At 45.2% G+C, this 25,722-nt stretch carries 20 protein-coding genes and 2 pseudogenes; 11 read left to right on the top strand and 11 right to left on the bottom strand.

Features of this window, described 5'->3' with window-relative positions:
- Positions 1–184 precede the first annotated feature (184 nt).
- The 9 genes from WH43_RS08315 to ampD all read right to left on the bottom strand — a co-directional run bounded on the left by WH43_RS08315 (position 185) and on the right by ampD (position 13,899).
- Entirely contained in the window at positions 185–925 is a 741-nt protein-coding gene (locus tag WH43_RS08315; protein WP_053424166.1) for a hypothetical protein, read from the bottom strand.
- Positions 922–2,574, bottom strand: a complete 1,653-nt coding sequence (locus tag WH43_RS08310) for an RNA-directed DNA polymerase (RefSeq protein ID WP_053424252.1) — start codon at positions 2,572–2,574, stop codon at positions 922–924. The genes WH43_RS08315 and WH43_RS08310 overlap by 4 nt, the downstream gene beginning before the upstream one ends.
- A gap of 547 nt (positions 2,575–3,121) precedes the next feature.
- Entirely contained in the window at positions 3,122–5,212 is a 2,091-nt protein-coding gene (locus WH43_RS08305) for a M13 family metallopeptidase (RefSeq protein WP_053424165.1), read from the bottom strand.
- A gap of 151 nt (positions 5,213–5,363) precedes the next feature.
- Entirely contained in the window at positions 5,364–6,776 is a 1,413-nt protein-coding gene (gene lpdA, locus WH43_RS08300) for a dihydrolipoyl dehydrogenase (protein ID WP_053424164.1), read from the bottom strand.
- A gap of 143 nt (positions 6,777–6,919) precedes the next feature.
- Positions 6,920–8,548, bottom strand: coding sequence for a pyruvate dehydrogenase complex dihydrolipoyllysine-residue acetyltransferase (gene aceF / locus WH43_RS08295; RefSeq protein WP_053424163.1), 1,629 nt, complete (start codon positions 8,546–8,548; stop codon positions 6,920–6,922).
- Between the two features lie 11 nt (positions 8,549–8,559).
- A complete protein-coding gene (aceE, locus tag WH43_RS08290; RefSeq protein WP_053424162.1) occupies positions 8,560–11,226 on the bottom strand; it encodes a pyruvate dehydrogenase (acetyl-transferring), homodimeric type in 2,667 nt (888 codons plus the stop codon).
- A gap of 68 nt (positions 11,227–11,294) precedes the next feature.
- Positions 11,295–12,056 carry a pyruvate dehydrogenase complex transcriptional repressor PdhR gene (gene pdhR / locus WH43_RS08285; RefSeq protein WP_053424161.1) on the bottom strand — a complete coding sequence of 254 codons (762 nt, stop codon included), beginning with the start codon at positions 12,054–12,056 and terminating at the stop codon, positions 11,295–11,297.
- Positions 12,057–12,462: 406 nt separating this feature from the next.
- A complete protein-coding gene (ampE, locus tag WH43_RS08275) occupies positions 12,463–13,350 on the bottom strand; it encodes a beta-lactamase regulator AmpE (protein ID WP_053424159.1) in 888 nt (295 codons plus the stop codon).
- A complete protein-coding gene (gene ampD / locus WH43_RS08270) occupies positions 13,351–13,899 on the bottom strand; it encodes a 1,6-anhydro-N-acetylmuramyl-L-alanine amidase AmpD (RefSeq protein WP_286049582.1) in 549 nt (182 codons plus the stop codon). It abuts the gene before it with no gap.
- Between the two features lie 77 nt (positions 13,900–13,976).
- On the opposite strand from ampD, the gene WH43_RS08265 reads away from it, so the two are divergent.
- From WH43_RS08265 to yacG, 11 genes and pseudogenes are all read left to right on the top strand, one after another.
- Positions 13,977–14,495, top strand: a complete 519-nt coding sequence (locus tag WH43_RS08265) for a retropepsin-like aspartic protease family protein (RefSeq protein WP_053424158.1) — start codon at positions 13,977–13,979, stop codon at positions 14,493–14,495.
- A 46-nt stretch (positions 14,496–14,541) separates the two neighbouring features.
- Positions 14,542–15,411 (top strand): carboxylating nicotinate-nucleotide diphosphorylase, encoded by an 870-nt coding sequence (nadC, locus tag WH43_RS08260; protein ID WP_053424157.1) that lies wholly within the window; start codon positions 14,542–14,544, stop codon positions 15,409–15,411.
- Between the two features lie 116 nt (positions 15,412–15,527).
- A complete protein-coding gene (locus WH43_RS08255; RefSeq protein ID WP_053424156.1) occupies positions 15,528–16,097 on the top strand; it encodes a DUF1294 domain-containing protein in 570 nt (189 codons plus the stop codon).
- Between the two features lie 238 nt (positions 16,098–16,335).
- A complete protein-coding gene (locus WH43_RS08250; RefSeq protein WP_053424155.1) occupies positions 16,336–16,713 on the top strand; it encodes a pilin in 378 nt (125 codons plus the stop codon).
- Positions 16,714–16,811: 98 nt separating this feature from the next.
- Positions 16,812–18,508 (top strand): annotated as a pseudogene (gene pilB, locus WH43_RS08245) (type IV-A pilus assembly ATPase PilB).
- Between the two features lie 31 nt (positions 18,509–18,539).
- Positions 18,540–19,760 carry a type II secretion system F family protein gene (locus WH43_RS08240; RefSeq protein ID WP_053424154.1) on the top strand — a complete coding sequence of 407 codons (1,221 nt, stop codon included), beginning with the start codon at positions 18,540–18,542 and terminating at the stop codon, positions 19,758–19,760.
- Positions 19,760–20,641: a prepilin peptidase gene (locus WH43_RS08235; protein WP_053424153.1), complete on the top strand. Its 882-nt coding sequence runs from the start codon at positions 19,760–19,762 to the stop codon at positions 20,639–20,641. The genes WH43_RS08240 and WH43_RS08235 overlap by 1 nt, the downstream gene beginning before the upstream one ends.
- A gap of 19 nt (positions 20,642–20,660) precedes the next feature.
- Positions 20,661–21,284 carry a dephospho-CoA kinase gene (gene coaE / locus WH43_RS08230; protein WP_053424152.1) on the top strand — a complete coding sequence of 208 codons (624 nt, stop codon included), beginning with the start codon at positions 20,661–20,663 and terminating at the stop codon, positions 21,282–21,284.
- A 38-nt stretch (positions 21,285–21,322) separates the two neighbouring features.
- Complete coding sequence (locus tag WH43_RS20500) at positions 21,323–21,469, top strand: hypothetical protein (RefSeq protein ID WP_286049593.1); 147 nt, start codon at positions 21,323–21,325, stop codon at positions 21,467–21,469.
- The gene (locus tag WH43_RS08225; protein ID WP_286049592.1) at positions 21,409–22,068 is read left to right on the top strand and encodes a cell division protein ZapD; all 660 of its coding nucleotides are present in this window, start codon (positions 21,409–21,411) and stop codon (positions 22,066–22,068) included. Before WH43_RS20500 ends, WH43_RS08225 begins: the two co-directional genes overlap by 61 nt.
- 128 nt (positions 22,069–22,196) lie before the next feature.
- On the top strand, positions 22,197–22,427 hold the full coding sequence (gene yacG, locus WH43_RS08220) for a DNA gyrase inhibitor YacG (RefSeq protein WP_053424151.1): 231 nt from the start codon (positions 22,197–22,199) through the stop codon (positions 22,425–22,427).
- A 143-nt stretch (positions 22,428–22,570) separates the two neighbouring features.
- On the opposite strand, the gene mutT is transcribed toward yacG, so the two are convergent.
- Positions 22,571–22,972 carry an 8-oxo-dGTP diphosphatase MutT gene (gene mutT / locus WH43_RS08215; RefSeq protein WP_053424150.1) on the bottom strand — a complete coding sequence of 134 codons (402 nt, stop codon included), beginning with the start codon at positions 22,970–22,972 and terminating at the stop codon, positions 22,571–22,573.
- A gap of 3 nt (positions 22,973–22,975) precedes the next feature.
- Positions 22,976–25,686, bottom strand: a pseudogene (gene secA / locus WH43_RS08210) (preprotein translocase subunit SecA).
- Positions 25,687–25,722: the final 36 nt, after the last annotated feature.

Genomic DNA, 25,722 nt, shown 5'->3' with positions numbered 1-25,722 from the left:
CAGGAATCTCGAACAGGCTGGATTATAAGAAAAAACTGCCTGAATTGACACCTGAGTATAAGCAACCAAGCTTATAGTGGCTATAAGTTTCGTGAATACCACTCCCAGTTGAGAATCATTCTCAAGAATGAGGTCGCAGCCAACGTAGCTGTCTTTTTAAATAGCGAGTTATCTACTAATTCCCTTAAAAGTCATAAACCTCAACAAAGTTGTTATCAACTATAAATTTCTGCACTTCGGAAAATAATTCATGACTACTTAAAGCGCTCAGATTTTTGCAAAAGCTCTCAATTTCTTCAGAAAAAACAATGCCCATTCTAGGATTAAACAATTCTACAGTGTCTATCATTAGCGGATTTTCAGAGTAATGGTTCAAGACCAAATAGATAATTACCTGTCTAACGTCGGTCACGCTAAATCTGCGCTCTCCTGATTTAATCTCAACCAAAACACTACCAGAAATTAGATCTCCAAATGACTCATTTATAAAGCCACAGCCGTCAAAAGAAGGATCAATTATGACTCGTTGACCGTGCGCTAAATGGCGAGCAAAAATCAACTTAAATATATGACTTATCTGATTTTTCTCTTTCGACGACAAAGGTAATTCGCACTCACTGCCATAACTAAATTTGGCTAGATACGACATTGATTCGAATAGAAGTTCGTCAAAAGAAGTGCTATCAAAGAACTTAGCACTACAAAGAAAAGCCCAAGAATCAACTTTTTTGCTGTACCTTCGTAGCATTCCGAAAGACATAACATTCACTAAAGCTATATTGTTCTTTCTATCAGCCGTTTCGAATGGTTCATAAATCGCTTCGATTAGACCTCCATTAATCAACCTAACGTAGTTTTTAGCATTAGGTAAAATCTCGTTCCAAAAAGATGTAAATTTTTTCGCAAACGTAACCTCCGATATCATAGTGCGTCCTCAATATTGCGATTACTTTTACGCATTGCACCCCATGATTTATATAAAAGATCTATGAAGTTAAACTTCGCCTTGTTATGAGTAAGCCAGTGATTACCTTCGTCCCCTAATAAATACGAAGACACTATGAATAGCCGTCTTTGCCAGGGTGTCATCGTCGGAAATGTGCGTCTTAGCTCTGATAACCAGTAATGAGTATTCCACTTAGCCATTGCTTGAGTGACTACTAAGTTTATGAGAATGCTGTCTGTATTTGTTCTGTATATTTCAGTTAATATCGTCTGACTTTCAACATTGTTATCTTTGGCAAAAAGCTTAACTACATAAGCTAGATTTAACTCTGTTTTAAGGATAAATGAGTCTGATTTTATGAGTTCTATTAACGTTGACCTAATGTTCAGTTTGGTTGCATCGTCAAACCTTGACCAGTTAGTTGTCGCTACTTGGAGAACTGTAGTAAAAATAGGATAAAGCTCAGTGATACTGTCAAAAATCACGTTAAATGCATCTGAAAGTACTCGGTCTTTAACTGCCGCAAAAGCCCTAATAAGTTGCTTGCTAAATGGTTGGTTTATTTTTGATTTTTGCAATTCATTACTTAACATACCCAGCAAATCAAAGTCTTTAAGCGAGTCTTTGATTTCTTCATATTGCTCTGCAGCATTTTGCGAGTAGGGATCAAATCGTATAGGTAAACTCATAAATTTCGCCTTCATCGGCGAGCCTTCGTCCTCATCAAGACCAAATAGCTTTGATTGTGTCAAAGACGTAAATTCATCTTTCGAAAGAATATTTGTTTTATGTTTTTGAAGTGTTAACCCCTCATTTTCCATCAACTTCCGGCTAATTAAAGTTAATACTGAATGAGCATCTTCTTTAGTCTCGCAAAAAATTAAGAAATCATCTACATAGCGCTTATAGCGAATTCCACTTATAAGCAAAATGTGATCCAACGAGTCCAATGCTAGCTCGGCAAGAATTCTTGCCGCAGGCCCACCAACTGGAAGACCATAAGAATTTGTACCTGAAAAATTCTGAATAAGCTTTTTAAGCTTTGCGGAGACAACTTTTTGAGGGTCTATCCTATCAAGTGCATTTTCTAAACGATGGTGATAAATCCGAGTGTAAAAATCAGCGATATCGCAAGTCACCACATAATTTATGTCGTTGTCTGTCTTTGCTAATTCAAGACTATCAAATTGAAATTTTCTCCAATTTATATCTTTGTTAAACAAATAACCATCTTGATAATCAGGAGAGTATCTATACGAATAAACGTATTCACTACTAACCCTAGCTTTCTCGATTTTTTCACTGATTGATAGCACTAATCCTAGAAAATATGCGTTCCAATACGGGTCAATTTGTGTGGCCCAACGGTATCCGTTATAACCGACAGTTGAGCAGGTGCTAATATTCACTGGTGGGCATTCGTTTAACCTGTTCGTGAAATCAGATTGAGTGGCATCTAATGACTCTAGCATTTCAGAGAAAATATCGGCATACATCCTAGTTTCGTATGGGAAAGGGAAAATATCGGTATCACCAAACTTGACAATATTTTTGATCGACAAGGCAAAAGCTGATTTAAGCTCACCTTCTTTGTATGTGAAATTATCTAAGCTTACTTGCTGAGTCATTCTCGTCCCTGCCTTCCTGATTATTTTAATGCTTACAAAATTTGCCATTGAGAGCTATGGCTGTGGATGCAAAATACAATATCTGTGACCTTAATGGGAAAATGCCTAATATTCAATAGATAGAATCTATCTAAGAAAAATCGTGTTCACTGATTTTGAAGTTTCTTAGCCATGATACAAAGCAAAAGATCACATCTATCGTAAGTTAACAATCTAGCAGCCGAGCCCCCCTTAGCCGCAAGCCGTTCAAAAATGGGTGGCCAAGGTTTTAAGACGAGGAGTGTCTGAGCGAGGAGCGGTAGCGACGAACGAGTTGCCGAGTCGCCTTGGACGCACTTTTTTGAGCGGGCTTTCGCAGCGGCCAGGGTCGCCTTTTCTTTGTGATACTTTCTTTTGGTCGACGCAAAAGAAAGTATCTCGCCTGCGGCGAAAGCAGTTTAGACGTTAAACACAGAAAGCCAAACAAACAAAAGGGCCGCATTGCGGCCCTAACATCTAACTGTTCAGATTTAATCTGACATGTACTAGCTCAGACTTGATCTGACAGTTACCAAATCTTCACGCGGTTTTCCGGTGCTATGTACAACTTGTCGCCTTCTTTCACATCAAAAGCTGTGTAGAACACTGGCAGGCTGGACACTATGCCATTGACGCGATAATGCGGTGGTGAATGTGGGTCAGTCGCTAACTGCTCTTTCATCACTTCATCACGGTATTTCGAGCGCCATACCTGAGCCCAGCTTAATAACACGCGCTGATCGCCGGTAAAACCATCCATCACCGGTGCTTCTTTGCCTTCAAGCGACAAATGGTAAGCCTTCAGTGCGACAGTTAAACCACCTAAGTCACCGATGTTTTCGCCTAAGGTCAAATCACCATTCACAAAATGGCCAGGTACCGGCTCATATTTGCTGTACTGTGCGCTTAAGGCTTTGCCCAAAGCCTGGAACTTAGTTTCGTCCTGTTCTGTCCACCAGTTGCGTAAGTTACCTTCGCCATCATACTTAGCACCCTGATCGTCAAAACCATGGCCGATTTCGTGGCCAATCACAGCACCAATGCCACCATAGTTCACTGCATCTTCTGCAGCCATGTTAAAGAAAGGTGGTTGTAAAATAGCTGCAGGGAACACGATTTCGTTATTCGCCGGGTTGTAGTAAGCATTGACTGTTTGTGGTGTCATAAACCATTCGTCCTTGTCGATTGGCTTGCCTAACTTCGCCAGCATCTGATCGTAACTCCAGTGCGTGGAGCGCACAAAGTTACCAACTAAATCGTCTGCTTTGATTTCCAGATTGGAATAATCTTTCCACTTGTTCGGGTAACCGATTTTTGGCGTAAAAGTACCTAATTTAACCAATGCAGCTTTTTTGGTGTCTTCCGACATCCATTCCAGATCTTTAATCGACTGCTCATAGGCTTTGATTAAGTTTGCCACCAGCTTTTCCATATGAGCTTTGGCTTCTGGCTTGAAGTGACGCTCTACATACAGCTTGCCTGTTAACTCACCTAATACGGCATCACTGGCATCCACAGCTTTTTTCCAGCGTGGTTTTTGCTCTTTTACACCATGTAAGGTAGTGGAATAAAACTGGAATTGACGGTCAACAAAGGCTTTGTTCAGCTTGTCGGCATAATCATTGACCGTATGGAAGGTCAGATAGTCCTGCCAGCTTTGCAGATCGGTGGCAGCAACAATTTTACCTAGCGCTTCAAAATAGCTTGGCTGACCAATAATGATTTCGTTGACGTTGGTCAGCTTAGAACCAGCAGCATAGTCGTTCCAGTTAAACTCACCTAAAGTTTTAGCTAAATCAGCAGTCGATACTTTGTTATACGTTTTATCGGCATCGCGGTTTTGTACGCGGGTCCACTGGTTTTTCGCCAGCTCAGTTTCCAGCGCATACACGCGTTTAGCCGCAGCTGCCGGGTCTGCATGTTTAGCTAAAGTGAATAAATCCAGCAGGTAGGCCTGGTACTCAGCCTGAATTTTTTTCGAAGCTTCATCATCTTTGGTGTAGTAATCACGGTCTGGTAAGCCTAAACCACTTTGGTCGGCATACACTGCATATTCAGTAGATTTTTTTGCGTCGTTGTTCACATACCAGCCCAATGGAATAGTCACACCGTCACGCTGTAGTGAGGCAAAAGTGCTGGCCAGTTGGGTTTTATCTTTTAAGCCCTGAATAAGTTCTAACTGTGGCTGTAAAGCGGTTAAACCCAGCTCTTCCAGTTTGGCTTCGTTCATATAGCTGTTGTAGAAGCTACCTAACTTGTGGCCATCTGAACCTGGCGCTAAATCAGTGCGGCTGGCGACTTCATCAATAATGGCTTTCACTGCCAATTGCGAGTTATCTGCCAATACGTGGAAAGAGCCGTACGAAGATTTTTCCGCCGGGATTTCAGTTTTATTTAACCAGCCGCCGTTCACAGCTAAAAAGAAGTCATCCTGAAAACGTACTGCCGGGTCGAAGTTTTCTTTGTCCACACCAGAAACCAAAGTCGCTACAGCTGCTGTAGCTTGTTGTTCTGCTGCTGGTTTTGCGGTTTCAGTGGTGGTTGTTTCAGGGGCTTTGCCGCAAGCAGCCAGGCCAAGGGCCATAGCGACGCTCAGCGCAGTTAAGGTAATTTTTTTCATTCGAAGGGTTTCCTGCCAAAAAGGATTAAATAACCGCAGTATACTACTCCGGCAGGCCACTTTTTGTTAATGGAAGTTGTAACAAAATATAAAAAACCGGCAATGCGAAGCAGTTGCCGGTTTTTATTCTGTCTCTTAGTGAAGAGTCAGTTTATTTTTTCTTCGCTTTTGGATTTGGCAGGTCAGTGATAGAACCTTCGTACATCTCAGCCGCTAAACCAATAGATTCGTTTAAGGTTGGGTGAGCATGGATGGTCAGAGCGATGTCTTCAGCATCTGCACCCATTTCTACTGCTAAGCAGATTTCACCTAACATTTCACCAGCGTTAATACCAACAATAGCGCCACCTAAAATACGGTGTGTTTCTTTGTCGAAAATTAACTTAGTGAAACCTTCAGTGCGGGCTGAGGCGATAGCACGGCCAGAAGCTGCCCAAGGGAAAGTAGCAGTTTCAACAGCAACGCCTTTTTCTTTGGCTTCTTTTTCAGTGATACCAACCCATGCCATTTCCGGATCTGTGTAAGCCACAGAAGGAATGCAACGTGGGTCGAAGAAATGCTTCAGACCAGAAATAACTTCTGCAGCCACATGACCTTCATGTACAGCTTTGTGAGCTAACATTGGCTGACCAATCACATCACCAATAGCATAGATATGAGGTACGTTAGTACGCAGTTGTTTATCTACATTGATAAAACCACGCTCATCCACGTTCACGCCAGCTTTGGCTGCATCTAACAGCGAACCGTTTGGACGACGACCAACTGCCACTAAAATTTTGTCGTAACGTACAGCTGTTGCTGGTGCGTTTTTGCCTTCAAAAGTCACATACAAACCATCAGCTTTGGCTTCAACCGCTGTTACTTTAGTCGACAGCATAATGTTGAAGTTGTCTTTGTTGTACTTGGTGTACACCTTGACTAAATCAGCGTCCGCAGCAGGAACCAACTGGTCAGCAAATTCAACCACAGAGACTTTTGAGCCTAAAGCACGGTACACAGTACCCATCTCTAAACCAATGATGCCGCCACCTAACACCAGCATTTCGCCTGGAATGTCTTTTAATTCCAAAGCGCCGGTAGAGTCGATCACACGTGGGTCATCTTTTGGAATAAATGGCAGAGCAACTGGCTCAGAACCAGCAGCGATAATAGCGCTTTCAAAAGTAATAGTAGTATCACCCACAACCAGCGTATTAGGGCCAGTGAATTTGCCGTAACCAGTCACAACTTTGACTTTACGCATCTTCGACATGCCAGATAAGCCGTTGGTCAGCTGAGCCACTACTTTGTCTTTCCAGGCACGGATTTTGTCTAAATCGATTTGTGGTGCACCAAAAGTCACACCGTGTGATGCCATTTCTTTCGCATCATCGATCACTTTGGCGACATGTAATAAAGCTTTAGATGGGATACAGCCAACATTTAAACAAACACCACCAAGTGTGCTGCGTGCTTCAACTAAAGTCACTTCCAGACCTAAGTCAGCTGCGCGAAATGCTGCAGAATATCCACCAGGGCCGGCGCCTAACACCACAACTTGCGTTTTGATTTCGTTGTTCATCGTTTTACCTTTTTATCTTTTGCTAAGATAGCCGCCAGTCAAAACAGGCGGCCAGGAAATAAAGTGACGGAATTTTATCACCCTACCTGAAAGATGTCCCGTATCTTTTCAGAGCACAGGACAACTTTCAGTCGCGTTTCGTCTTACATAATGATTTGGCGGATATCCGCTAAATAAGATGCCAGAGTCGCAGTAAAACGCGCAGCTAAAGCACCATCAATCACTCTGTGGTCATAAGAGACAGACAAAGGCACCATCAGGCGTGGTTCAAACTCTTTACCATTCCACTTCGGTTTGATATCAGATTTTGACACACCCAAAATAGCCACTTCAGGCGCGTTGACGATAGGCGTAAAGGCCGTACCACCAATACCACCTAAGCTGGAGATGGTGAAACAACCACCCTGCATATCTGCAGCAGTCAATTTACCTTCACGAGCTTTTAACGAAATATCCTGCAGTTCGCGGGATAATTCGATAATGCCTTTTTTATTCACATCACGCACCACTGGCACTACTAAACCATTTGGTGTGTCAACAGCTATACCTAAATGCACGTATTTTTTCAGGATCAGGCTTGAGCCATCATCAGATAACGAGCTGTTAAAGGTTGGGAATTCTTCCAGAGCTTTGGCAACAGCTTTCATAATAAAGACTAATGGGGTGTATTTGACGCCCATTTTCTTTTTATCAGCCAGCGCGTTTTGCTCTTTGCGGAATTCTTCCAGTCCAGTGATATCCGCCTCATCAAACTGAGTCACATGCGGAATACGTACCCAGTTGCGGTGTAAGTTTGCACCGGATAACTTCTGAATACGGGACAGTGGTTTTTCTTCCACAGCGCCAAACTTGCTGAAATCTACTTTTGGCCAAGGGATTAAATCAAAACCCACACTGTTGCTACTGCTGGTGACGTTGCCTTTGCCTGATGCTACTTGCGCAAGAATGTTTTTCACATAATTTTGCACGTCTTCGCGCTGGACACGGCCTTTGCGGGCAGTACCGGTAACCTTGCTTAAATCAACACCAAATTCACGGGCTAAACGACGCACTACAGGAGAAGCATGAGCATAAGCCTGATTTTCAATAAATTCGCTTGCTGGCGCAGATGGTGCTGCAGCCACAGCTGATGCAACAGACGCAGGAGCAGCGACTGGAGCTGGCGCAGCCACAGCAGCCGGAGCCGCTACCGCAGCAGCTGCAGCTGCTGGAGCACTACCAGCCACTTCAAATACGAAGACCAGTGAACCGGTTTGTACTTTTTCGCCTACTTTCACTTTGATTTCTTTGACAATACCGGCAAAAGGCGCTGGTACTTCCATTGAAGCTTTATCACCTTCAACGGACAACAGTGATTGATCTGCAGCAACAGAGTCACCGACTTTTACCATCACTTCAGTCACTTCAACAGCATCGCCGCCAATATCAGGCACTTTCACTTCTTTTAACTCTGCGGCGGCAGGAGTAGCCGGAGCAGCAACCGGAGCTGGTGCAGCAACAGGCGCAGCAGCCGCAGCTGCTGGCGCTGCCGGAGCAGCACCTTCAGCTTCAAACACCATAATCAGTGAGCCGGTTTTTACTCTATCGCCGGCTTTGACTTTAATCTCTTTGACAGTACCGGCTTGTGCAGCTGGTACTTCCATTGATGCCTTGTCGCCTTCAACAGATAACAAAGACTGGTCCAGCGTGACTTTATCGCCCACTTTCACCAGTACTTCGGTGACTTCAACTTCATCCGCACCTATATCCGGCACATGAATTTCAATCGTCATGACAAATCCTCTTATGCGTACAGTGGGTTAGTTTTATTGGTGTCGATACCAAAACGGGCAATAGCGTCTGCCACTAACTGCTTATCGATTTCACCACGTTTAGCCAGTTCACGTAACGACGCCAGAACGACATAACCTGCGTTCACTTCAAAGTGACGACGCAGATTTTCACGGCTGTCAGAACGGCCAAAACCATCTGTACCCAGAACTTTATACGACACAGCTGGTACAAAAGAACGTACCTGATCGGCATAGTTTTTAATATAGTCAGTGGCAGCAATAGCAGGAGCTGTGCCGAGCACTGTGGCAATGTATGGCACTTTTTCTTCAGCCATAGGATGCAACATGTTAAAGCGTTCACAATCCTGACCATCACGTGCCAGCTCGTTAAATGAAGTCACAGAGAACACGTCTGAGCCTACGCCATAATCTTCACTTAAAATTTCAGCCGCTTTACGCACTTCATTCATGATAGTGCCGCTACCTAACAGCTGAACTTTGGCTTTGTCGCCAACATGGCTTTCCAGTTTATAGATACCACGACGAATACCTTCTTCAGCACCAGCTGGCATAGCAGGGTGATGGTAGTTTTCGTTCATCACTGTGATGTAGTAGTAGATATTTTCCTGGTCCGCACCGTACATACGACGGATACCGTCCTGAATGATCACCGCCAGCTCATAAGAGTAAGTCGGGTCGTAAGAAATACAGTTAGGTACTGTGCCTGCCAGAATATGGCTATGACCATCTTCGTGCTGCAAGCCTTCACCGTTTAAGGTAGTACGGCCGGCAGTAGCACCTAACAGGAAACCACGGGCTTGCTGATCGCCAGCTAGCCAGGCCATATCGCCAACACGCTGGAAACCAAACATAGAGTAGTAAATATAGAACGGGATCATCGGCAGATCGTTGGTGCTGTATGACGTAGCAGCTGCGACCCATGACGCCATAGCGCCCAGCTCGTTAATACCTTCCTGCAATACCTGACCTGAAGTTTCTTCTTTGTAGTAAGACACCACAGCGCGGTCTTCCGGCGTGTAGGTCTGGCCACGTGGGTTGTAAATACCAATCTGACGGAATAAACCTTCCATACCAAAAGTACGGGCTTCATCGGCAATAATAGGCACAATTTGCTGGCCGATATTTGGATCTTTCAGCAGCACGTTCAGTGAACGCACAAAAGCCATAGTGGTGGAAATTTCACGTTTTTGCTCTTCTAAAAGAGGCTCAAACACGTTCAGTTCTGGCAGAGTTAATGCCTTAGTGAAATTTGGTAAACGCACTGGCGTGTAACCATTTAACGCATTACGACGGGCATGCAGATACTGGTGCTCTGGTGAACCTTCAGGCAGCTGAATATAAGGCAGGCTTTGTACATCGTCTTCGCTGATGTAATCTTCCAGATTCAGGCGCTTGCGAATTTGCAGCACATGAGTCATGTCCATTTTCTTGACCTGGTGCGCAATGTTTTTGCCTTCAGCCGCTTCACCCATGCCATAACCTTTGATGGTTTTGGCCAGAATGACAGTTGGGCGACCTTTGGTTTCCTGAGCAGACTTAAAGGCAGCGTATAACTTGGATGGCTCATGACCACCACGTTTTAACGCGAAGATTTCTTCGTCTGTCATATCAGCCACTAAAGCTGCAGTTTCAGGGTAACGTCCGAAGAAATGCTGACGCACATAAGCGCCGTCTTTAGCTTTGTAGGTCTGGTAGTCACCGTCTACAGTTTCGTTCATCAGCTGCAGTAACTTGCCTGTGGTGTCTTTGGCCAGCAGCTTGTCCCAGCCACTACCCCATACCACTTTAATTACGTTCCAGCCGGCACCACGGAATAAACCTTCCAGTTCCTGGATGATTTTACCGTTGCCCATCACAGGACCATCTAAACGTTGCAGGTTACAGTTGACCAGGAAACACAGGTTATCCAGCTTTTCACGGGCAGCAAAAGATAAAGAACCACGGCTTTCCGGCTCATCCATCTCACCGTCACCTAAGAAGGCATAGACACGTTGTTGGCTGGTATCTTTTAAACCACGACCCTCTAAATACTTCAGGAAACGGGCCTGATAGATAGACGTAATAGGACCTAAGCCCATAGATACTGTTGGGAACTGCCAGAATTCAGGCATTAATTTAGGATGTGGGTACGAAGATAAACCTTCACCACCTACTTCCTGACGGAAGTTATCCAACTGATCTGCTGTTAAACGGCCTTCGACAAAAGCACGGGCATAAATACCAGGAGAGATATGGCCTTGGTAATACACCAAATCGCCGCCATCTTTTTCATTCGGCGCACGGAAGAAGTGGTTAAAACAGGTTTCGTAAAACGCAGCTGAAGACTGGTAAGACGCCATATGGCCGCCTAAATCCAGCTCTTTCTTCGAAGCACGTAAAACGATCATAATAGCGTTCCAGCGGATCACGGAACGGATACGTTTTTCCAGATTCACATCACCCGGATACGCAGGTTCCTGCTGTGGCGGAATGGTGTTGATGTAATTGGTGGTGATGCCTGTTGGCATATCCACGCCTTCCAGACGAGCCTGTTCCAGCACTTGTTCTAACAGGAACTGAGCGCGCTCTACACCTTCGGTGCGAACTACAGATTCAAGAGCCTCTAACCATTCTTTGGTTTCGAGCGCGTCGATGTCAGTCTTATTGACTTCAGACATATCAAAGTTTCCTTAATCAGTTCCACGCCAGAGAGCGGAACATTAACAGTTAAAAAGTATGCTTACGCTCATTCGCTCTGTTGTGAACGTCTGAGCGAGCGTTCAATGCGTGAGCGCTCCCGGTCAGCTTCCAGCAATGCCTCTTCAATAAAGGCTAAATGGCTGTTGCTGGCTTGCCGGGCTTGCTCCGGCTCGCCATTGATCACCGCTTGCATCAGGCGATGCCTGTGCGAATTCAGCTGGCTCACTATGCCTTCTTTTTTCCGCAAAACTTCAAGGTTTAACTTGATGTTTTGCTCCACCAGCGGCGTTAAGCCGCGCACCAAATGCAAAAGCACCACATTATGCGATGCCTCTGCAACCGCCGAATAAAACTGGCCTACCGACCGCGCTTCAGCGTCTAAATCCTGTTGCTGCTGGGCAGCACATATTTCTTCGTAACGTTGTTTAATCAAGTCATAGTCAGCTTGTGTGCCACGAAGCGCGGCGTAATAAGCACAAATACCTTCTAAGGCGTGACGAAACTCTAGTAAATCAAATTGTGATTCCGGGTGACGACCAATCAAAGCAAATAGCGGATCGGTTAAACCCACAGCCAGATTTTCGCAAACATAAGTGCCACCACCCTGACGGCGATTGACTAAACCTTTGGCTTCAAGCTTTTGAATAGCTTCACGCAAGGATGGACGTGAGACATCAAACTGCAATGCTAATTCACGCTCAGGCGGTAACTTTTGTCCCGGCGTAAAAGTACCTTCCAGCAGCATATGTTCCAGTTGCTGGACTATTTGATCGGACAATTTAGCAGGTTTGATTCTCAGACTGGACATTGTCACCCTGATGTTAAGCTATTGGTTTTAGCGTTGACCACTTGTAAATTGGTCTTACCAATTAAATTTTATGCGGCATAACTTAGCAGAAAGGAATCAAACTGTAAATTAAACTGCGGAATTATGCGACCAAAGCGGCCAAATAATTAGAGTAAAAGCTCAGAAAAAAACAGAGGAAAAGATAGCAATAAAATTGGTCTGACCATTAGTAGTGAATACATACCGTCCTTCCATGGACATCGTCGCAACAAAAGCCCGGCCTTCGCCAGACGCGAAGGCGTGATATCGGCGAAATGCCAAATTGTTGGCATTTCGAAAGACCGCTATCACCCATACATTTGCGACATACCGTCCATCCATGGACATAAAAAAAGCAGCAGAAGCTGCTTTTTATTAATTAGCCAGTTTAACGCAGCCAGCCTGATAGTGTTAACACCGCCACTAATGCAAGGAAAAACAGGACATTACGTTTAGCTAACTGCACCATACAAGAGGTTTCTTCAGCGCAGTTATAAGCATCATCCGGCAGAGGTTCTGCAGCTTTGGCTACTGTAGTCACTACTTTGTCTGCTGGCGTTGTGAAATCGCCCAAGAAGGCCAACAAAGAAGCTGAAGCACGGGAGAAGTGCCCAACCAAAGCCAAACCTACACCAAATAGACGTGCTGGCACCCAATCAGCCCAGAACATCAATTGCTTGAATACCGCAGGAATATCAGGTGTTGCTTCAACAAATTCAGCAGTTTCATCACCTTCTTCCGCCAGTTTCATAGGTTTATCCCAACTGGCGGGTTCATTCATCTGACGCAGCAGAGCATAAGTGATAGCACCGGCGCCACCTAACAGCGCAAACCAAAACAGCACTGCAGCGTAATAGCGGAAATTAAGCCAAACCAAACGTTGGCCATAACTTAACTCAGCATCGGTTAAACCCACATCATTGCTGAGTTGCTGCATCGTCAAAAAAGCCGCTTCGTTATCTGCTCTTTCACTGGCATTTAAATACTGTTTGTACAACTGACGATAATACCAGCAGCCAATGCAGACCAGTAATACCAGCGTGTTCAGCACTAAAGTCACCAAACTACTGCCGATTAACCACAACAGCAAAGCATAGAAAATACCTGGCAACAGTACCCACAGATACTGGCCTTTACTGTCGTCTGACAATTTAGATAATCCAGAACTATGGCTCAGGGAAAGGTACTTTTTCGCATAAAACAAAAACTGCCAGGCCTCGCTGCGAACCGCCAGCCGTTCGATAATTAAGGCGATAAGCATACTGATCAAGGTCATTTATCCATTCTCCTTTAACGCAGATTGATAACGGTCCCAGTCAAATGACGGGCCAGGATCGGTTTTCCGACCCGGCGCAATCTGCTGATGTCCCACAATACGTTCCGTTGTGATAGCCGGAAAGTCTTGCATCAGTTGTCTGGTTAATAGCACCAGACTTTGGTACTGCGCATCGGTATAAGGCAGATGTTCAGTACCTTCTAATTCTATTCCTATCGAAAAATCGTTACAGTTTTGCCGCCCGTTAAATTCCGATACTCCGGCATGCCAGGCCCTGTAGTGAAAAGGCACATACTGCCGCACCACACCGTTTCTGAAAATAACACAATGCGCCGATACCCGTACGCCAGCTAAATCCGCAAAACTGTTATCGGCCGTTGTGTCCAAAACACCCATAAATAAATCATCGATGTAACTGTTGCCAAACTGGCCAGCAGGCAAACTGATGCAATGGATCACCAACAGACTGATATCAATGTCATTCGGTCTTAAATTCCAATATGGACTTGGTCGCTGTTCAAGTTCCAAGGAAACCGGTTCTTGATTCACCGTATCGATCCTGTTTTGCAAATGCGCTTCATGCTCGGTTAAGCTGATGCCTTTATTGTCAACCCTGAGACTTTGGAATGCAAGCATCTGACAATACAACTAAATTAGGCCGCTTATTTAGCTGGATCAGTTGGCTCTTGTTACTTGGGCTGCTGTACTGGTTTTTTGAAGATCAAATTTCGTTACAAATAAATCCGAATCAGCAGCTGCAAAGTCAGATTGGCAGTAGTGGTGAAAAAGTTACGGTACTCAAGCGCAATAAAGCCGGTCACTATGTAGGTACAGCATTATTTAACGGTATTGCGATGGAATTTATGCTCGATACCGGAGCTACCGTAGTGGCTGTATCAGAACAAGCCGCACAAAAACTTGGGATGCAGAAAGGACAAAGGTATCAGGTCAGCACAGCAAATGGCCCTGCTATCGCATACGACAGCCAACTGTCCAGTCTACAACTGGGCGACATAGTTCTGACCGATATACGCGCCAGCATTACTCCTGGCTTACATGGCAACGATATTTTGTTAGGCATGAGCGCGCTAAAACAATTAGAATTCACTCAACAACAGGATGAGCTCAAACTTATCCAACACTAATTTGAATAGGCTCGAGAGCTTATTAGGACAGCGGAACTATATACAGATGATTAACGTCCCTTACCTTACTGATTTACAACGGGATATTGAACTGACAGTTCGTCAGGCTCTGGCCGAGGATTTAGGCCATTTACCGCTGGAGCAAGGCGATATTACTGCGTCTCTGATCCCTGCGACTCAACAAGCCAAAGCTACTATTATCAGCCGCGAAGACTGCGTATTTTGCGGCAGCGCCTGGCTAAGTGAAGTATTTCGTCAGTTATCGGCAGAAGTACAAGTGGAATGGTTTATTCAGGATGGTGATAAAGTGACGGCCAACTCCGTCTTGTGTGAGCTGACAGGCCCAGCCCGAATTTTATTAACAGGCGAGCGTACTGCACTTAACTTTATCCAAAGTTTAAGTGGCACAGCCACTACTACGGCTTTATATGTGTCTTTACTGGAAGGCAGCTCCACCCGTTTGCTGGATACCCGTAAAACTTTGCCTGGTCTGCGTTTAGCACAAAAATATGCTGTAGCTTGTGGGGGCGGTAAAAACCACCGTCTGGGTTTATACGATGCGTTTTTAATCAAAGAAAATCATATTGCAGCCGCTGGTTCTATTGATAACGCCGTCAGCATAGCGCGGCAGAATTTCCCTGGTAAACCTGTTGAAGTTGAAGTGGAAGACTTGATTGAATTTGAACAGGCCCTTCAGGCCGGTGCTGACATTATCATGCTCGACAACTTTCATATCGCCGATATCCAACAAGCCGTTAGTCTGAATAAAGGCCAGGCCAAACTTGAAGTATCAGGTAATATCACTGCAGAATCTCTGCGTTCGTTAAGTAGTACAGGCGTAGATTATATCTCCAGTGGAGCCTTAACTAAAAATATACAAGCCATTGATTTATCAATGCGTTTACGCAGTATCTGAGGTTTAATCAGCAGGTGGAGGTTTCGATCTCCTCTGCTATCATTCGTCGCAGCGTCCGGCAAAGCTACAAAAGATTGATACACTTTGTTTAGTGTTCCCGCAAAGCTGTGATCGCTATGACCCTTCCACTAAGGTTACAAGGTACTGTCTGCTACTGGCGTGATGACAAAGGTTTTGGCTTTGTCATTACAGACCACAAAGAACGGCTGTTTTTTCATATCCGAGATTTTAAACAAGCTCCGGCCAGACGCCCGCAACAAGGTGACAGGCTTAGCTTTGAGCTTGGTGTTGACAAACAACAACGCCATTATGCCCAGTCACTACAACTTGAAGAAAGTACCGTAGCAAAGATAAAACCAGCCAAAGCAACAGCACCAGACGTTTATCAAATCCAACAACAGGCCTGGTGTTTTCGTTATTTGTTTTTTGCCTTACTGCTGCTGTCGCTACTAGCTGGTTCCTTTGCCTTTATTGTGCCTTTGTTTTATCTCGAAGCCAGTCTTTTTACGTACTGGTTGTATCAAATCGATAAAAAGCTGGCCGCCAGCGGGCACAGCAGTCGCTTACCTGAAGAGAGTCTACAAATGTTTAGTCTGATTGGGGGCTGGCCAGGCGCTTTAATCGCACAAAACGGTTGCACCATAAGGTGCACAAGATGTCTTTTCAGCGCGAGTTCCGTTTTGTGATTTATGGCAATAGTTGCTTTTTACTCTGGCTGCTATCAGAGTCTGGTTCAAATTTTTTGCAAAAAGTGACACTATTTTAATTTATCTAAGCTAAATCAATTATTTAACCAATGATTCACCTTTTTTCTTTGCTTGGTTTGCAACTAGAATTAAACATCAGAGCAAAGCTTGCTTAATAACAAATATTAACCAGAATTAAGTAGCCCCGGCTGTGGGCAAATCAATCAGGAGATGTCCCATGAAACGTAACCAAGGTTTTACCCTTATTGAATTAATGATAGTTGTCGCCATCATCGGTATATTGGCTGCTATTGCTTTACCTGCTTATCAGGACTACACGGCAAAAGCCCGTGCCTCCAATGCTGTAGCCTCTTTAGGTGGTCAAAAAATTAAAGTGGCGGAAGCCTATGCCACCAGCGGTTCTCTGGGTTGTACAGATTCGTCAAACGTAGCTATTCCAGATTGCTCAGGCGCAGGCATTCTGTCGATGTCATACGATGGTATTACCGCAACCTTAACACCCACTGGACCAGCAGCCGCAGGTGAAAGCATCACTTGGGCTTGTACTTTATCAGGCACAGGAGCAGTACCGATTAAAGGCTGTACAGTTCCATAAAGTTTACTCCTGTTGTAGCTGCAGCGGCCCGTGCAGGGCCGTTTCTCCCATGTCGATACCTGTATGAGATACGCTACGTTCTGCCACCGGGGGTCTGTATGGCCTTAAACCCAAGCTCCATATTATTAAGACGCTTACAGCAAGCGAACTTGGTTGATCCACAGATCACTGCCAAATTGCTGCAAGAAAAAAGTCACCAATACCAAACTATTGCCGACCTGTTGATTGGCGAAAAACTGCTTCAGGCCAAAGCGTTAGCTGAAGCTGCAGCAGCTTTTACTCTGCATAGCGCGCTGGATTTAGATTTTTTGATATCAATACCGTTCCGGACTCACTGCGCAATGAAAAACTGATCCGCAAACACCATATTCTGCCCCTTGCTAAAAGACACAAAACTTTATTTCTGGCGGTAGTAGATCCGACAGACATGACCTCTGTAGAAGACTTCGAATTTAATACCGGCCTGAATGCTGAAATGATAGTGGTGGAATTTGATAAGCTGCATAAAGCCATCGACAAATTATTTGAAACCACAGCCACAGACAGTTTCACCGATACACAGTGGGATTTGGCCAAAATGGGCTTGGCCAGCGGTGAAGAGGAAGATACAAAAACGGTCGGCTCGGACAGTGAAGATCAACCTATTATTTCTTTTATCAACAAAATGCTACATGACGCTATTCGCAAAGGCGCCTCAGATTTGCATTTTGAACCTTACGAAAAAAGTTATCGCATCAGGTTTCGTATTGACGGTATTTTGCATGAAGTCGCCTCGCCGCCGGTGGCTCTATCCACCCGCTTATCCGCCCGTTTAAAAGTAATGTCCCGCTTAGATATTGCCGAAAAACGAGTACCACAGGATGGTCGCATTAAACTGAAACTGTCGCAAAAAAAGTCGATCGACTTTCGGGTTAGCACACTACCAACCTTATGGGGCGAAAAAATAGTGATGCGGATCCTCGACTCGGACAGTGCCATGCTGGGTATAGATATCCTGGGTTACGAGCCGGAGCAAAAACAATTGTATCTGAACGCTTTGGCCCAGCCCCAGGGCATGATTTTGGTGACAGGTCCCACAGGTTCAGGCAAAACCGTATCGCTGTATACAGGGTTAAATATTCTCAATACCGAAGAAACTAATATCTCTACGGCTGAAGATCCAGTCGAAATAAACCTTCCGGGCATCAACCAGGTGCAAGTCAATCCAAGAGCTGGTCTGACTTTCCCCTCGGCTTTAAAAGCGTTTTTACGGCAAGATCCAGATGTGATCATGGTCGGTGAAATACGTGATTTGGAAACCGCAGAAATTGCCATTAAAGCGGCGCAAACCGGACATTTAGTGTTAAGCACCCTGCATACCAATTCGGCACCTGAGACCTTAACCCGCTTACTGAATATGGGCGTACCAGCTTATAACGTAGCCAGTTCAGTCACACTGATTATCGCGCAGCGTCTGGCCCGACGCTTATGCAATCACTGCAAAGCTGCTGAACAGCTCCCGGAACAAGAGGCTATCAAACAAGGCTTTACAGCGTCTCAGATCAGCCAGTTAAAACTCTTTAAGCCTGTAGGCTGTGATCACTGCACTGGCGGCTATAAAGGCCGTTTAGGTATTTACGAAGTACTGCCAATCACAGCACAAATCGCCGCTAAAATTATGGCTGGTGCCAATTCTCTTGATATAGCAGCTCAGGCACACATTGAGGGCTTTCCCAACTTACGTCAATCTGCGTTGAAAAAGGCAGCGGCAGGGCTCACCAGCCTGGCTGAAGTGAACAGAGTGACCAATGCTTAAAGCACGATAATGCGCAGCAAGGATTTGGATTATGGCCGAAGTAAAAGTGAAACAGCTGGACACATTTCTCTGGAAAGGCATTAATAAAAGGGGTAAAACCAGCCATGGAGAAATCAGAGCGAGCTCTGTTGCTGACGCCAAAGCTTTATTGCGCCAACAAGGTTTTACTCCTTCATCCGTCAAGAAAAAAAGCAAACCTTTAGCTTTTACTCAACCCGGTATTAAATCCTCTGACATTAGCGTCGTAACCCGGCAAATTGCCACTATGCTGGGCGCTGGCGTACCTTTGGTACAGAGTATTGATTTGATTGCCAGCGGTGCCAGCAACGACACTTTGCGTCAGTTGATGACCAAAGTTTCAGTGAAGGTACAAGGCGGTACAGCTTTGTCTGAAGTATTGCGTGAGCATAAAGATTACTTCGACGAGTTGTATTGTGATTTGGTCAAATCTGGTGAGCAGTCCGGTGCTCTGGACAGGATTTTTGACCGAATCGCCGTCTATAAAGAAAAAGCTGAAGCCCTGAAATCTAAAATTAAAAAGGCGATGTTTTATCCGATAGCAGTCATTGTGGTTGCAGGCATAGTCACCTCTATTTTATTAATTTTTGTGGTACCTCAGTTTGCCGAAATTTTTGGCAACATGGGAGCTGAATTGCCGGCTTTTACTTTGTTTGTTTTGGGTATCTCTGATTTTATGAAAAATTATTGGTTTATAGTGCTTGGCGCTGTCATTGCTAGTGTGGTGGCCATCTCAAAGTCCTATAAGTCCAATCAGAGCTTTAAAGTCGCTGCCGACCATGCCATTTTAAAACTGCCTATTATCGGCATGATTTTAAACAAAGCAGCTGTGGCCCGGTATGCCCGTACTTTGTCGACCACTTTTGCCGCTGGCGTGCCCTTAATTGAAGCCCTGGAATCGGCAGCCGGAGCCTCAGGTAATGAGAAATACAGAGCGGCGATATTGTCAGTCCGCGAAGAAGTAGCGGCGGGCAATCAAATGCATCTGGCAATGAAAAACACTGCAGCTTTCCCTGAGATGGTGAATCAAATGGTTGCTATTGGGGAAGAATCCGGCGCACTAGACAGTATGCTGGCGAAAGTTGCTACTATTTATGAGCAAGAAGTAGACGATGCAGTGGATGGCCTCACCGCTTTGCTGGAACCCTTGATTATGGCCGTGTTAGGTGTCTTAATAGGCGGACTTATTATTGCGATGTATCTTCCAATCTTCCAACTAGGCAGTATTGTGTAATGGATTTTTTTTCTCCTCTGGTGCAAGTGTTCGAACAATCTGAACTTACTTTTTATATCACGGTAGCGCTGTTTAGTCTGGCCGTAGGGAGTTTTCTGAATGTGGTGATCTACAGATTACCAAAAATGATGGAACTCGCCTGGCAACAGGACTATCAACAGTATTTCAATCCAAACGCTGAGCCAACAAAAAACCGTTTTAATTTGGCCTTACCGCATTCACATTGCCCTAAATGCCAGCATCCGCTGTCGGCGCTGGACAATATTCCTTTAATCAGCTGGCTGCTGTTAAAAGCCAAATGCCGTTATTGTAAAGCCCCTATCAGTGTGCGTTATCCGGCTATTGAAGCCTTTACAGGCTTGTTATCTGTGCTGGTCGCCATACATTTTGGTGTCACAGAACAAACTCTGATTTATTTGCTGGTGACCTGGTGTCTGATTGCATTGTCCTTTATTGATATAGACAAAATGCTTTTACCCGATCAAATTACCCAGCCGCTGCTTTGGTTTGCCTTATTGCTCAGCGTCACAGGCTTTACTGTCTCCCCGACCGATTCATTGATAGGAGCAGCAGCAGGTTACTTAAGTTTATGGTCTGTCTTCTGGTTATTTAAACTGGTGACGGGCAAAGAAGGTATGGGTTATGGTGATTTTAAACTGCTGGCTATTTTTGGTGCCCTGCTCGGCTGGCAATTATTACCGCTGATTATCTTATTATCCTCCGTGGTCGGTGCTGTGCTGGGCTCGCTGATGTTACTGGTGCAAGGCAAAGGCAAAGCCACACCTATCCCTTTTGGACCTTATATAGCAGCAGCAGGCTGGATTGCGATGTTATGGGGTAAGGATATTACCGCCTGGTATCTGAGCACCATGGGTCTATAAGTGATGAGGCGTTGAGCTTATGTCTGGCTATGTAGTAGGACTGACAGGTGGAATAGGCAGCGGTAAAACTACTGTCGCCAATTTATTTCATGATTTAGGCGTACAAAGTGTTGATGCTGATCTGGTAGCCCGTCAAGTGGTGATGCCAGGAGAAGTAGCATTAGATGCCATAGTTCAGCACTTTGGGGCGGACATTTTGCAGCACGATGGCCAGTTGGATCGAGCTGCTTTGCGGACTAAAATTTTCGCGAATGAAGCAGAAAAGCAATGGCTGAATCAGCTGTTACATCCTTTAATCCGTCAGCGTATGCTGCAGCAATTAGCCGCATGCACCTCAGATTATGCTTTGTTAATAGCACCTTTACTGCTGGAAAATAACCTACAGATCTACGCAGACAGAGTACTGGTGGTTGATGTGCCCGAAGAGCTACAACTAAGCCGCACTATACAACGGGATCAAGTGCCAGCAGAACAAGTGCAGAATATTCTGAACAGCCAGATATCAAGACCTGAACGCCTGCGCTTAGCCGACGATGTAGTACTCAATACAGTACCTGTTTTTGCGCTTCAGCCACAGATACAACAACTACATAGCCGTTATCAGCAGTTTGCCAAGGAAAAACTAGCAAAAAGCTCGACTTAGGTTTATGGTAATCAACATTGTTAACAAATGTTTCAGTTATGACCTCAATCATCTACGAACATCCGCTGAACGAAAAAGTGCGCACCTATTTGCGGGTGGAGTATTTGTTTCAGCAAGTCACCAACTGCTGCCACTCGAAACTGAATGGCAGCAGCAAGGGTTTTTTAACTCATTATTTTCGTTGATTGAAGTATTGGAACGTAATGATGTGCGGCCGGATTTAATCAAAGATGTAGAGCGTTGTGAATCGGCTTTAGTGAACTGGTCACGTCATCCATCCATTTCAGATGAAATGCTGCAAAGCATGTTACAAAAAGCAGTGCGCTTGCAAAGTGATTTATTAAGATGCGGTAAGTTTGCCACCAGCTTAAAAGAAGACAAATTTCTGGCACCACTGCGGCAGCGCTTCTTTATTCCGGGCGGCACCTGTTACTTTGATTTACCTCAACTGCAATATTGGTTTTCTCAACCTTTGGCGCAACGCAAAAAAGCGGCGCAAGATTGGCTGGAACAGTTGTCTTTGGTTGAAACTGCCATTGCTTATGTACTGACCTTTATCCGTGAACGCGGTCAATTTCAGCCTTTAGTGGCTGAGAATGGTTTTTTTCAAAGCAATACCGAGCAGTTTGAATTACTTCGTATTGAATACTCCATGGAGTATCAAAGTTATCCAACCATCAGCGGTAACAGATATCGCTACGCTATACGTTTTATGCAGCTCTGTGACAGCTTAGGTCGCACTACTATGGATAAAGCAATTCCCTTTAAGTTAGCTTGTTGCTAACCCAATCAGCATCAGTTGGTCATTTGAGATGGGCAGGGATAAACCACCGCCTCTACTATTTGCTCGCCTGAAATCCGCCGACTACGGTACACTAGCGCACTTTTGAATACGTTTTTGGAGTATGTCTTATGGCCACTATCGTCAAATGCCCAACCTGCCAGAAAGAGGTGATTTGGGGTCCGGAGTCCACCTTCCGGCCTTTTTGTTCTGACCGTTGCCGTTTAATAGATTTAGGCGCCTGGGCCAATGAAGAACACAAAATACCGGATAAAGGCCGCGCCGATTCGCCACTGTCTGAGCAGCAATTAGAACAGTTAGAGAATGAGTTACTGGAACAAGATAACGAATTTTTTAAATAATCCCCGTCGTACTTGAAGCCGCAGCTTTGTTGACTGCGTGCCCTCGCCCCAGTCACATAGACAACTATGCTCCTGGGGTCTCGCTCACTTGTCGTCGCGCTGCAACTCCAATTACTTAGGGGATAAAATAAAAAAGGGCGCTATCAGCGCCCGAATTCATTTATCAATTTGTCGAGTATAGGCTGATTCGCATCAGGAAACTGATACTGATTGAGCTCCGACAAAGGCACCCAGCGCACTGGCTGCCCTTCTAAACCTTTTGCCTCGCCTGTAAAGTCCTGCACCAGATGAATATCCAGCAACACCGTTTTTTCTGGATAAGCATACTGCAGTTCAAACCAGGCAGTGGAACCCGCAATAGCCAGATCCACTTCCTCTTGCAGCTCACGTGCTAAAGCTTGTGCGGTGCTTTCACCCGCTTCCACTTTACCACCCGGAAACTCCCAGCGACCGCCCTGGTGTAACTTGTCAGGACGAAGAGCTAACAGCACCTTATGGTCCTGTAAAACCACACCTACAGCGACATGAACCACTTTGACTGTCATGGCTTACACCAGCTTACCGTGACACTGTTTGTATTTCTTACCAGAACCACAAGGACATGCGTCATTACGGCCTACCTTTTCGGCGTCACGAAACACAGGTGCAGGACTGGTTTGTGGCACTTCAGTCGCTACTTGTTCCATTTCTTCATGCTGGAACTGCATCTCTGTGCTTTCTGCTTTACGACGCTGATCTTCTACTGCATTCACATCTTCAGCGGCACGGATTTGCACCCTTGATAACACACCAATGACATCCAGTTTAAGGTTATCCAGCATGGTAGAAAACAACTCGAAAGCTTCGCGCTTATATTCCTGTTTCGGGTTCTTCTGCGCGTAACCACGCAGGTTAATGCCCTGACGCAGGTGGTCCATCGCGGCTAAGTGTTCTTTCCAGTGTGTGTCTAAACTTTGCAGCATCACTGATTTTTCAAACTGGCGCAGCACGGAAGGGCCAACCATGTGTTCTTTCAGCTCGTACGATTTATCCACCACCTCGTGGATTTGTTCACGCAGTTTTTCTTCAAACAGTTTCTTGTCGTCTGCCAACCACTTGGCTATAGGCATGTCGATGGCAAAATCAGCACGGAAACGGGCTTCTAAGCCAGGGATATCCCACATCTCGTCCAGAGACTGAGGTGGAATGTATTGATCCAGTACGGAAGCAACTACATCGTGACGAATCGCCTTGATAGTCTCAGAGATATCAGCAGCATCCATCAACTCGTTACGTTGCTCATACACCACTTTACGCTGATCGTTGGCAACATCATCGAATTCCAATAACTGCTTACGGATATCAAAGTTACGGGCTTCGACTTTACGCTGGGCGTTTTCGATAGCACGGCTGACCCAAGGGTGTTCAATCGCCTCACCCGGCTCCATACCTAACTTACGCATCATGCCTGCCATACGGTCTGAAGCAAAAATACGCATTAAGGCATCGTCTAAAGACAGATAGAAACGAGAAGAACCAGGGTCACCCTGACGACCTGAACGACCACGTAACTGGTTGTCGATACGGCGAGATTCATGACGTTCAGTACCAATGATGTGTAAGCCACCTGCTTCAATCACCGCATCATGGCGCTTTTGCCATCCTGACGGACTTGTTCAATTTGTTCCGGGCTAGCTTCCCCTAAAGCAGCTAATTCAGCCTGCAAGTTACCACCCAGTACTATGTCAGTACCACGACCGGCCATGTTAGTTGCTATAGTCACAGTACCAGGCTGACCAGCCTGCGCAATAATTTGCGCTTCGTTGGCATGGAACTTGGCGTTTAATACCTGATGCGGAATTTTAGCGTCATGCAGTAACTTCGACAGATACTCAGAGCTTTCAATGGAAGCAGTACCGACCAGGATAGGACGCTTCAGAGCTCGGTTTTCTTCAATATCTTTGATAATAGCCTGATACTTTTCTTCCACCGTCAGATAGACCAAATCGGCCATATCTTTACGCACCATAGGTCTATTGGTAGGAACCACTATAGTCTCTAAACCATAAATAGACTGGAATTCAAAAGCTTCGGTATCGGCTGTACCTGTCATACCTGCCAGCTTGTCGTACAAACGGAACAGGTTCTGGAAGGTAATAGAAGCTAAGGTCTGGTTTTCGTGGTTAATACGCACACCTTCTTTGGCTTCAATAGCCTGGTGCAAACCTTCAGACCAACGACGGCCTTCCATAGTACGGCCTGTATGCTCATCAACAATAACGATTTCGTTATCTTTGATCACATAATCGACGTCTTTTTTAAACAGGTTGTGCGCGCGCAAAGCGGCATAAGTATGATGCAGCAGAGTGATATTAGCGGCAGAGAATAAAGAGTCACCTGGCTGAATTAAGCCTAGTTCCTGCAGAATTTCTTCGACACGAATTTGCCCCAGCTCAGTCAGATAAATTTGTTTCGCTTTTTCGTCGATGGTGAAGTGGCCATCACCCTCTACACCTTCTTCGTCTTCTTTTTCCTGCCTCACTAATTGAGGCACTACTGTATTAATGACACGGTATAGCTCAGAGCTGTCTTCAGCCTGACCGGATATGATCAATGGCGTACGGGCTTCGTCTATTAAAATAGAGTCGACTTCATCAATAATGGCGTAAGCTAAGTGGCGCTGCACCCGTTCTATGGCAGAAAATGCCATGTTATCGCGCAGGTAATCAAAACCAAATTCGTTGTTGGTGCCGTAGGTAATATCAGCTTTGTAAGCGGCTTGTTTGTCTAAATGGCCCATACCAGGCACGTTGACACCTACGGTTAAGCCTAAGAAATCGAATAAAGGGGCGTTGGTTTCGGCATCACGACGGGCCAGGTAATCGTTCACCGTAATGACATGCACCGCCTGACCACTTAACGCATTTAAGTAGGCTGGCAAAGTTGCGGTTAAGGTTTTACCTTCACCTGTGCGCATCTCAGAGATTTTGCCCTGATGCAGCACAATACCGCCTATCAGCTGCACATCAAAATGACGCATTTTAAAGATACGTTTACTGGCTTCGCGTACTGTGGCAAAAGCTTCTGGCAGTAAATCATCCAAGGTTGCGCCATCGGCAAAACGTTGCTTGAATTCAGCGGTTTTTAATTTGAGTTCTTCATCAGACAGAGCAACAAAAGCAGGTTCCAGGCTATTAATCAGATCAACCGTCTTTTTTAATTTCTTCAAATAACGATCATTACGGCTACCAATTAATTTGGCGAAAAATTTTCCAAACATTTTATAAATACCACTTCTTGGTTGAGACTCGCTCCG

The organism is Rheinheimera sp. KL1 (assembly GCF_001275035.1).
Lineage (GTDB): Bacteria > Pseudomonadota > Gammaproteobacteria > Enterobacterales > Alteromonadaceae > Pararheinheimera > Pararheinheimera tangshanensis.
The sequence above is the reverse complement of the archived record's forward strand: the minus strand, read 5'-3'. Positions and strand labels throughout refer to the sequence as shown.

Coding starts and splice junctions, on each gene's coding strand:
- aceE (WP_053424162.1), bottom strand. CDS start 11,226: ATGTCTGAAGTCAATAAGACTGACATCGACGCGCTCGAAACCAAAGAA.
- coaE (WP_053424152.1), top strand. CDS start 20,661: ATGTCTGGCTATGTAGTAGGACTGACAGGTGGAATAGGCAGCGGTAAA.
- WH43_RS08305 (WP_053424165.1), bottom strand. CDS start 5,212: ATGAAAAAAATTACCTTAACTGCGCTGAGCGTCGCTATGGCCCTTGGC.
- WH43_RS20500 (WP_286049593.1), top strand. CDS start 21,323: ATGACCTCAATCATCTACGAACATCCGCTGAACGAAAAAGTGCGCACC.
- aceF (WP_053424163.1), bottom strand. CDS start 8,548: ATGACGATTGAAATTCATGTGCCGGATATAGGTGCGGATGAAGTTGAA.
- WH43_RS08255 (WP_053424156.1), top strand. CDS start 15,528: ATGACCCTTCCACTAAGGTTACAAGGTACTGTCTGCTACTGGCGTGAT.
- WH43_RS08240 (WP_053424154.1), top strand. CDS start 18,540: ATGGCCGAAGTAAAAGTGAAACAGCTGGACACATTTCTCTGGAAAGGC.
- WH43_RS08310 (WP_053424252.1), bottom strand. CDS start 2,574: ATGACTCAGCAAGTAAGCTTAGATAATTTCACATACAAAGAAGGTGAG.
- WH43_RS08265 (WP_053424158.1), top strand. CDS start 13,977: ATGCAAGCATCTGACAATACAACTAAATTAGGCCGCTTATTTAGCTGG.
- WH43_RS08250 (WP_053424155.1), top strand. CDS start 16,336: ATGAAACGTAACCAAGGTTTTACCCTTATTGAATTAATGATAGTTGTC.
- yacG (WP_053424151.1), top strand. CDS start 22,197: ATGGCCACTATCGTCAAATGCCCAACCTGCCAGAAAGAGGTGATTTGG.
- ampE (WP_053424159.1), bottom strand. CDS start 13,350: ATGACCTTGATCAGTATGCTTATCGCCTTAATTATCGAACGGCTGGCG.
- lpdA (WP_053424164.1), bottom strand. CDS start 6,776: ATGAACAACGAAATCAAAACGCAAGTTGTGGTGTTAGGCGCCGGCCCT.
- pdhR (WP_053424161.1), bottom strand. CDS start 12,056: ATGTCCAGTCTGAGAATCAAACCTGCTAAATTGTCCGATCAAATAGTC.
- WH43_RS08315 (WP_053424166.1), bottom strand. CDS start 925: ATGATATCGGAGGTTACGTTTGCGAAAAAATTTACATCTTTTTGGAAC.
- mutT (WP_053424150.1), bottom strand. CDS start 22,972: ATGACAGTCAAAGTGGTTCATGTCGCTGTAGGTGTGGTTTTACAGGAC.
- nadC (WP_053424157.1), top strand. CDS start 14,542: ATGATTAACGTCCCTTACCTTACTGATTTACAACGGGATATTGAACTG.
- WH43_RS08235 (WP_053424153.1), top strand. CDS start 19,760: ATGGATTTTTTTTCTCCTCTGGTGCAAGTGTTCGAACAATCTGAACTT.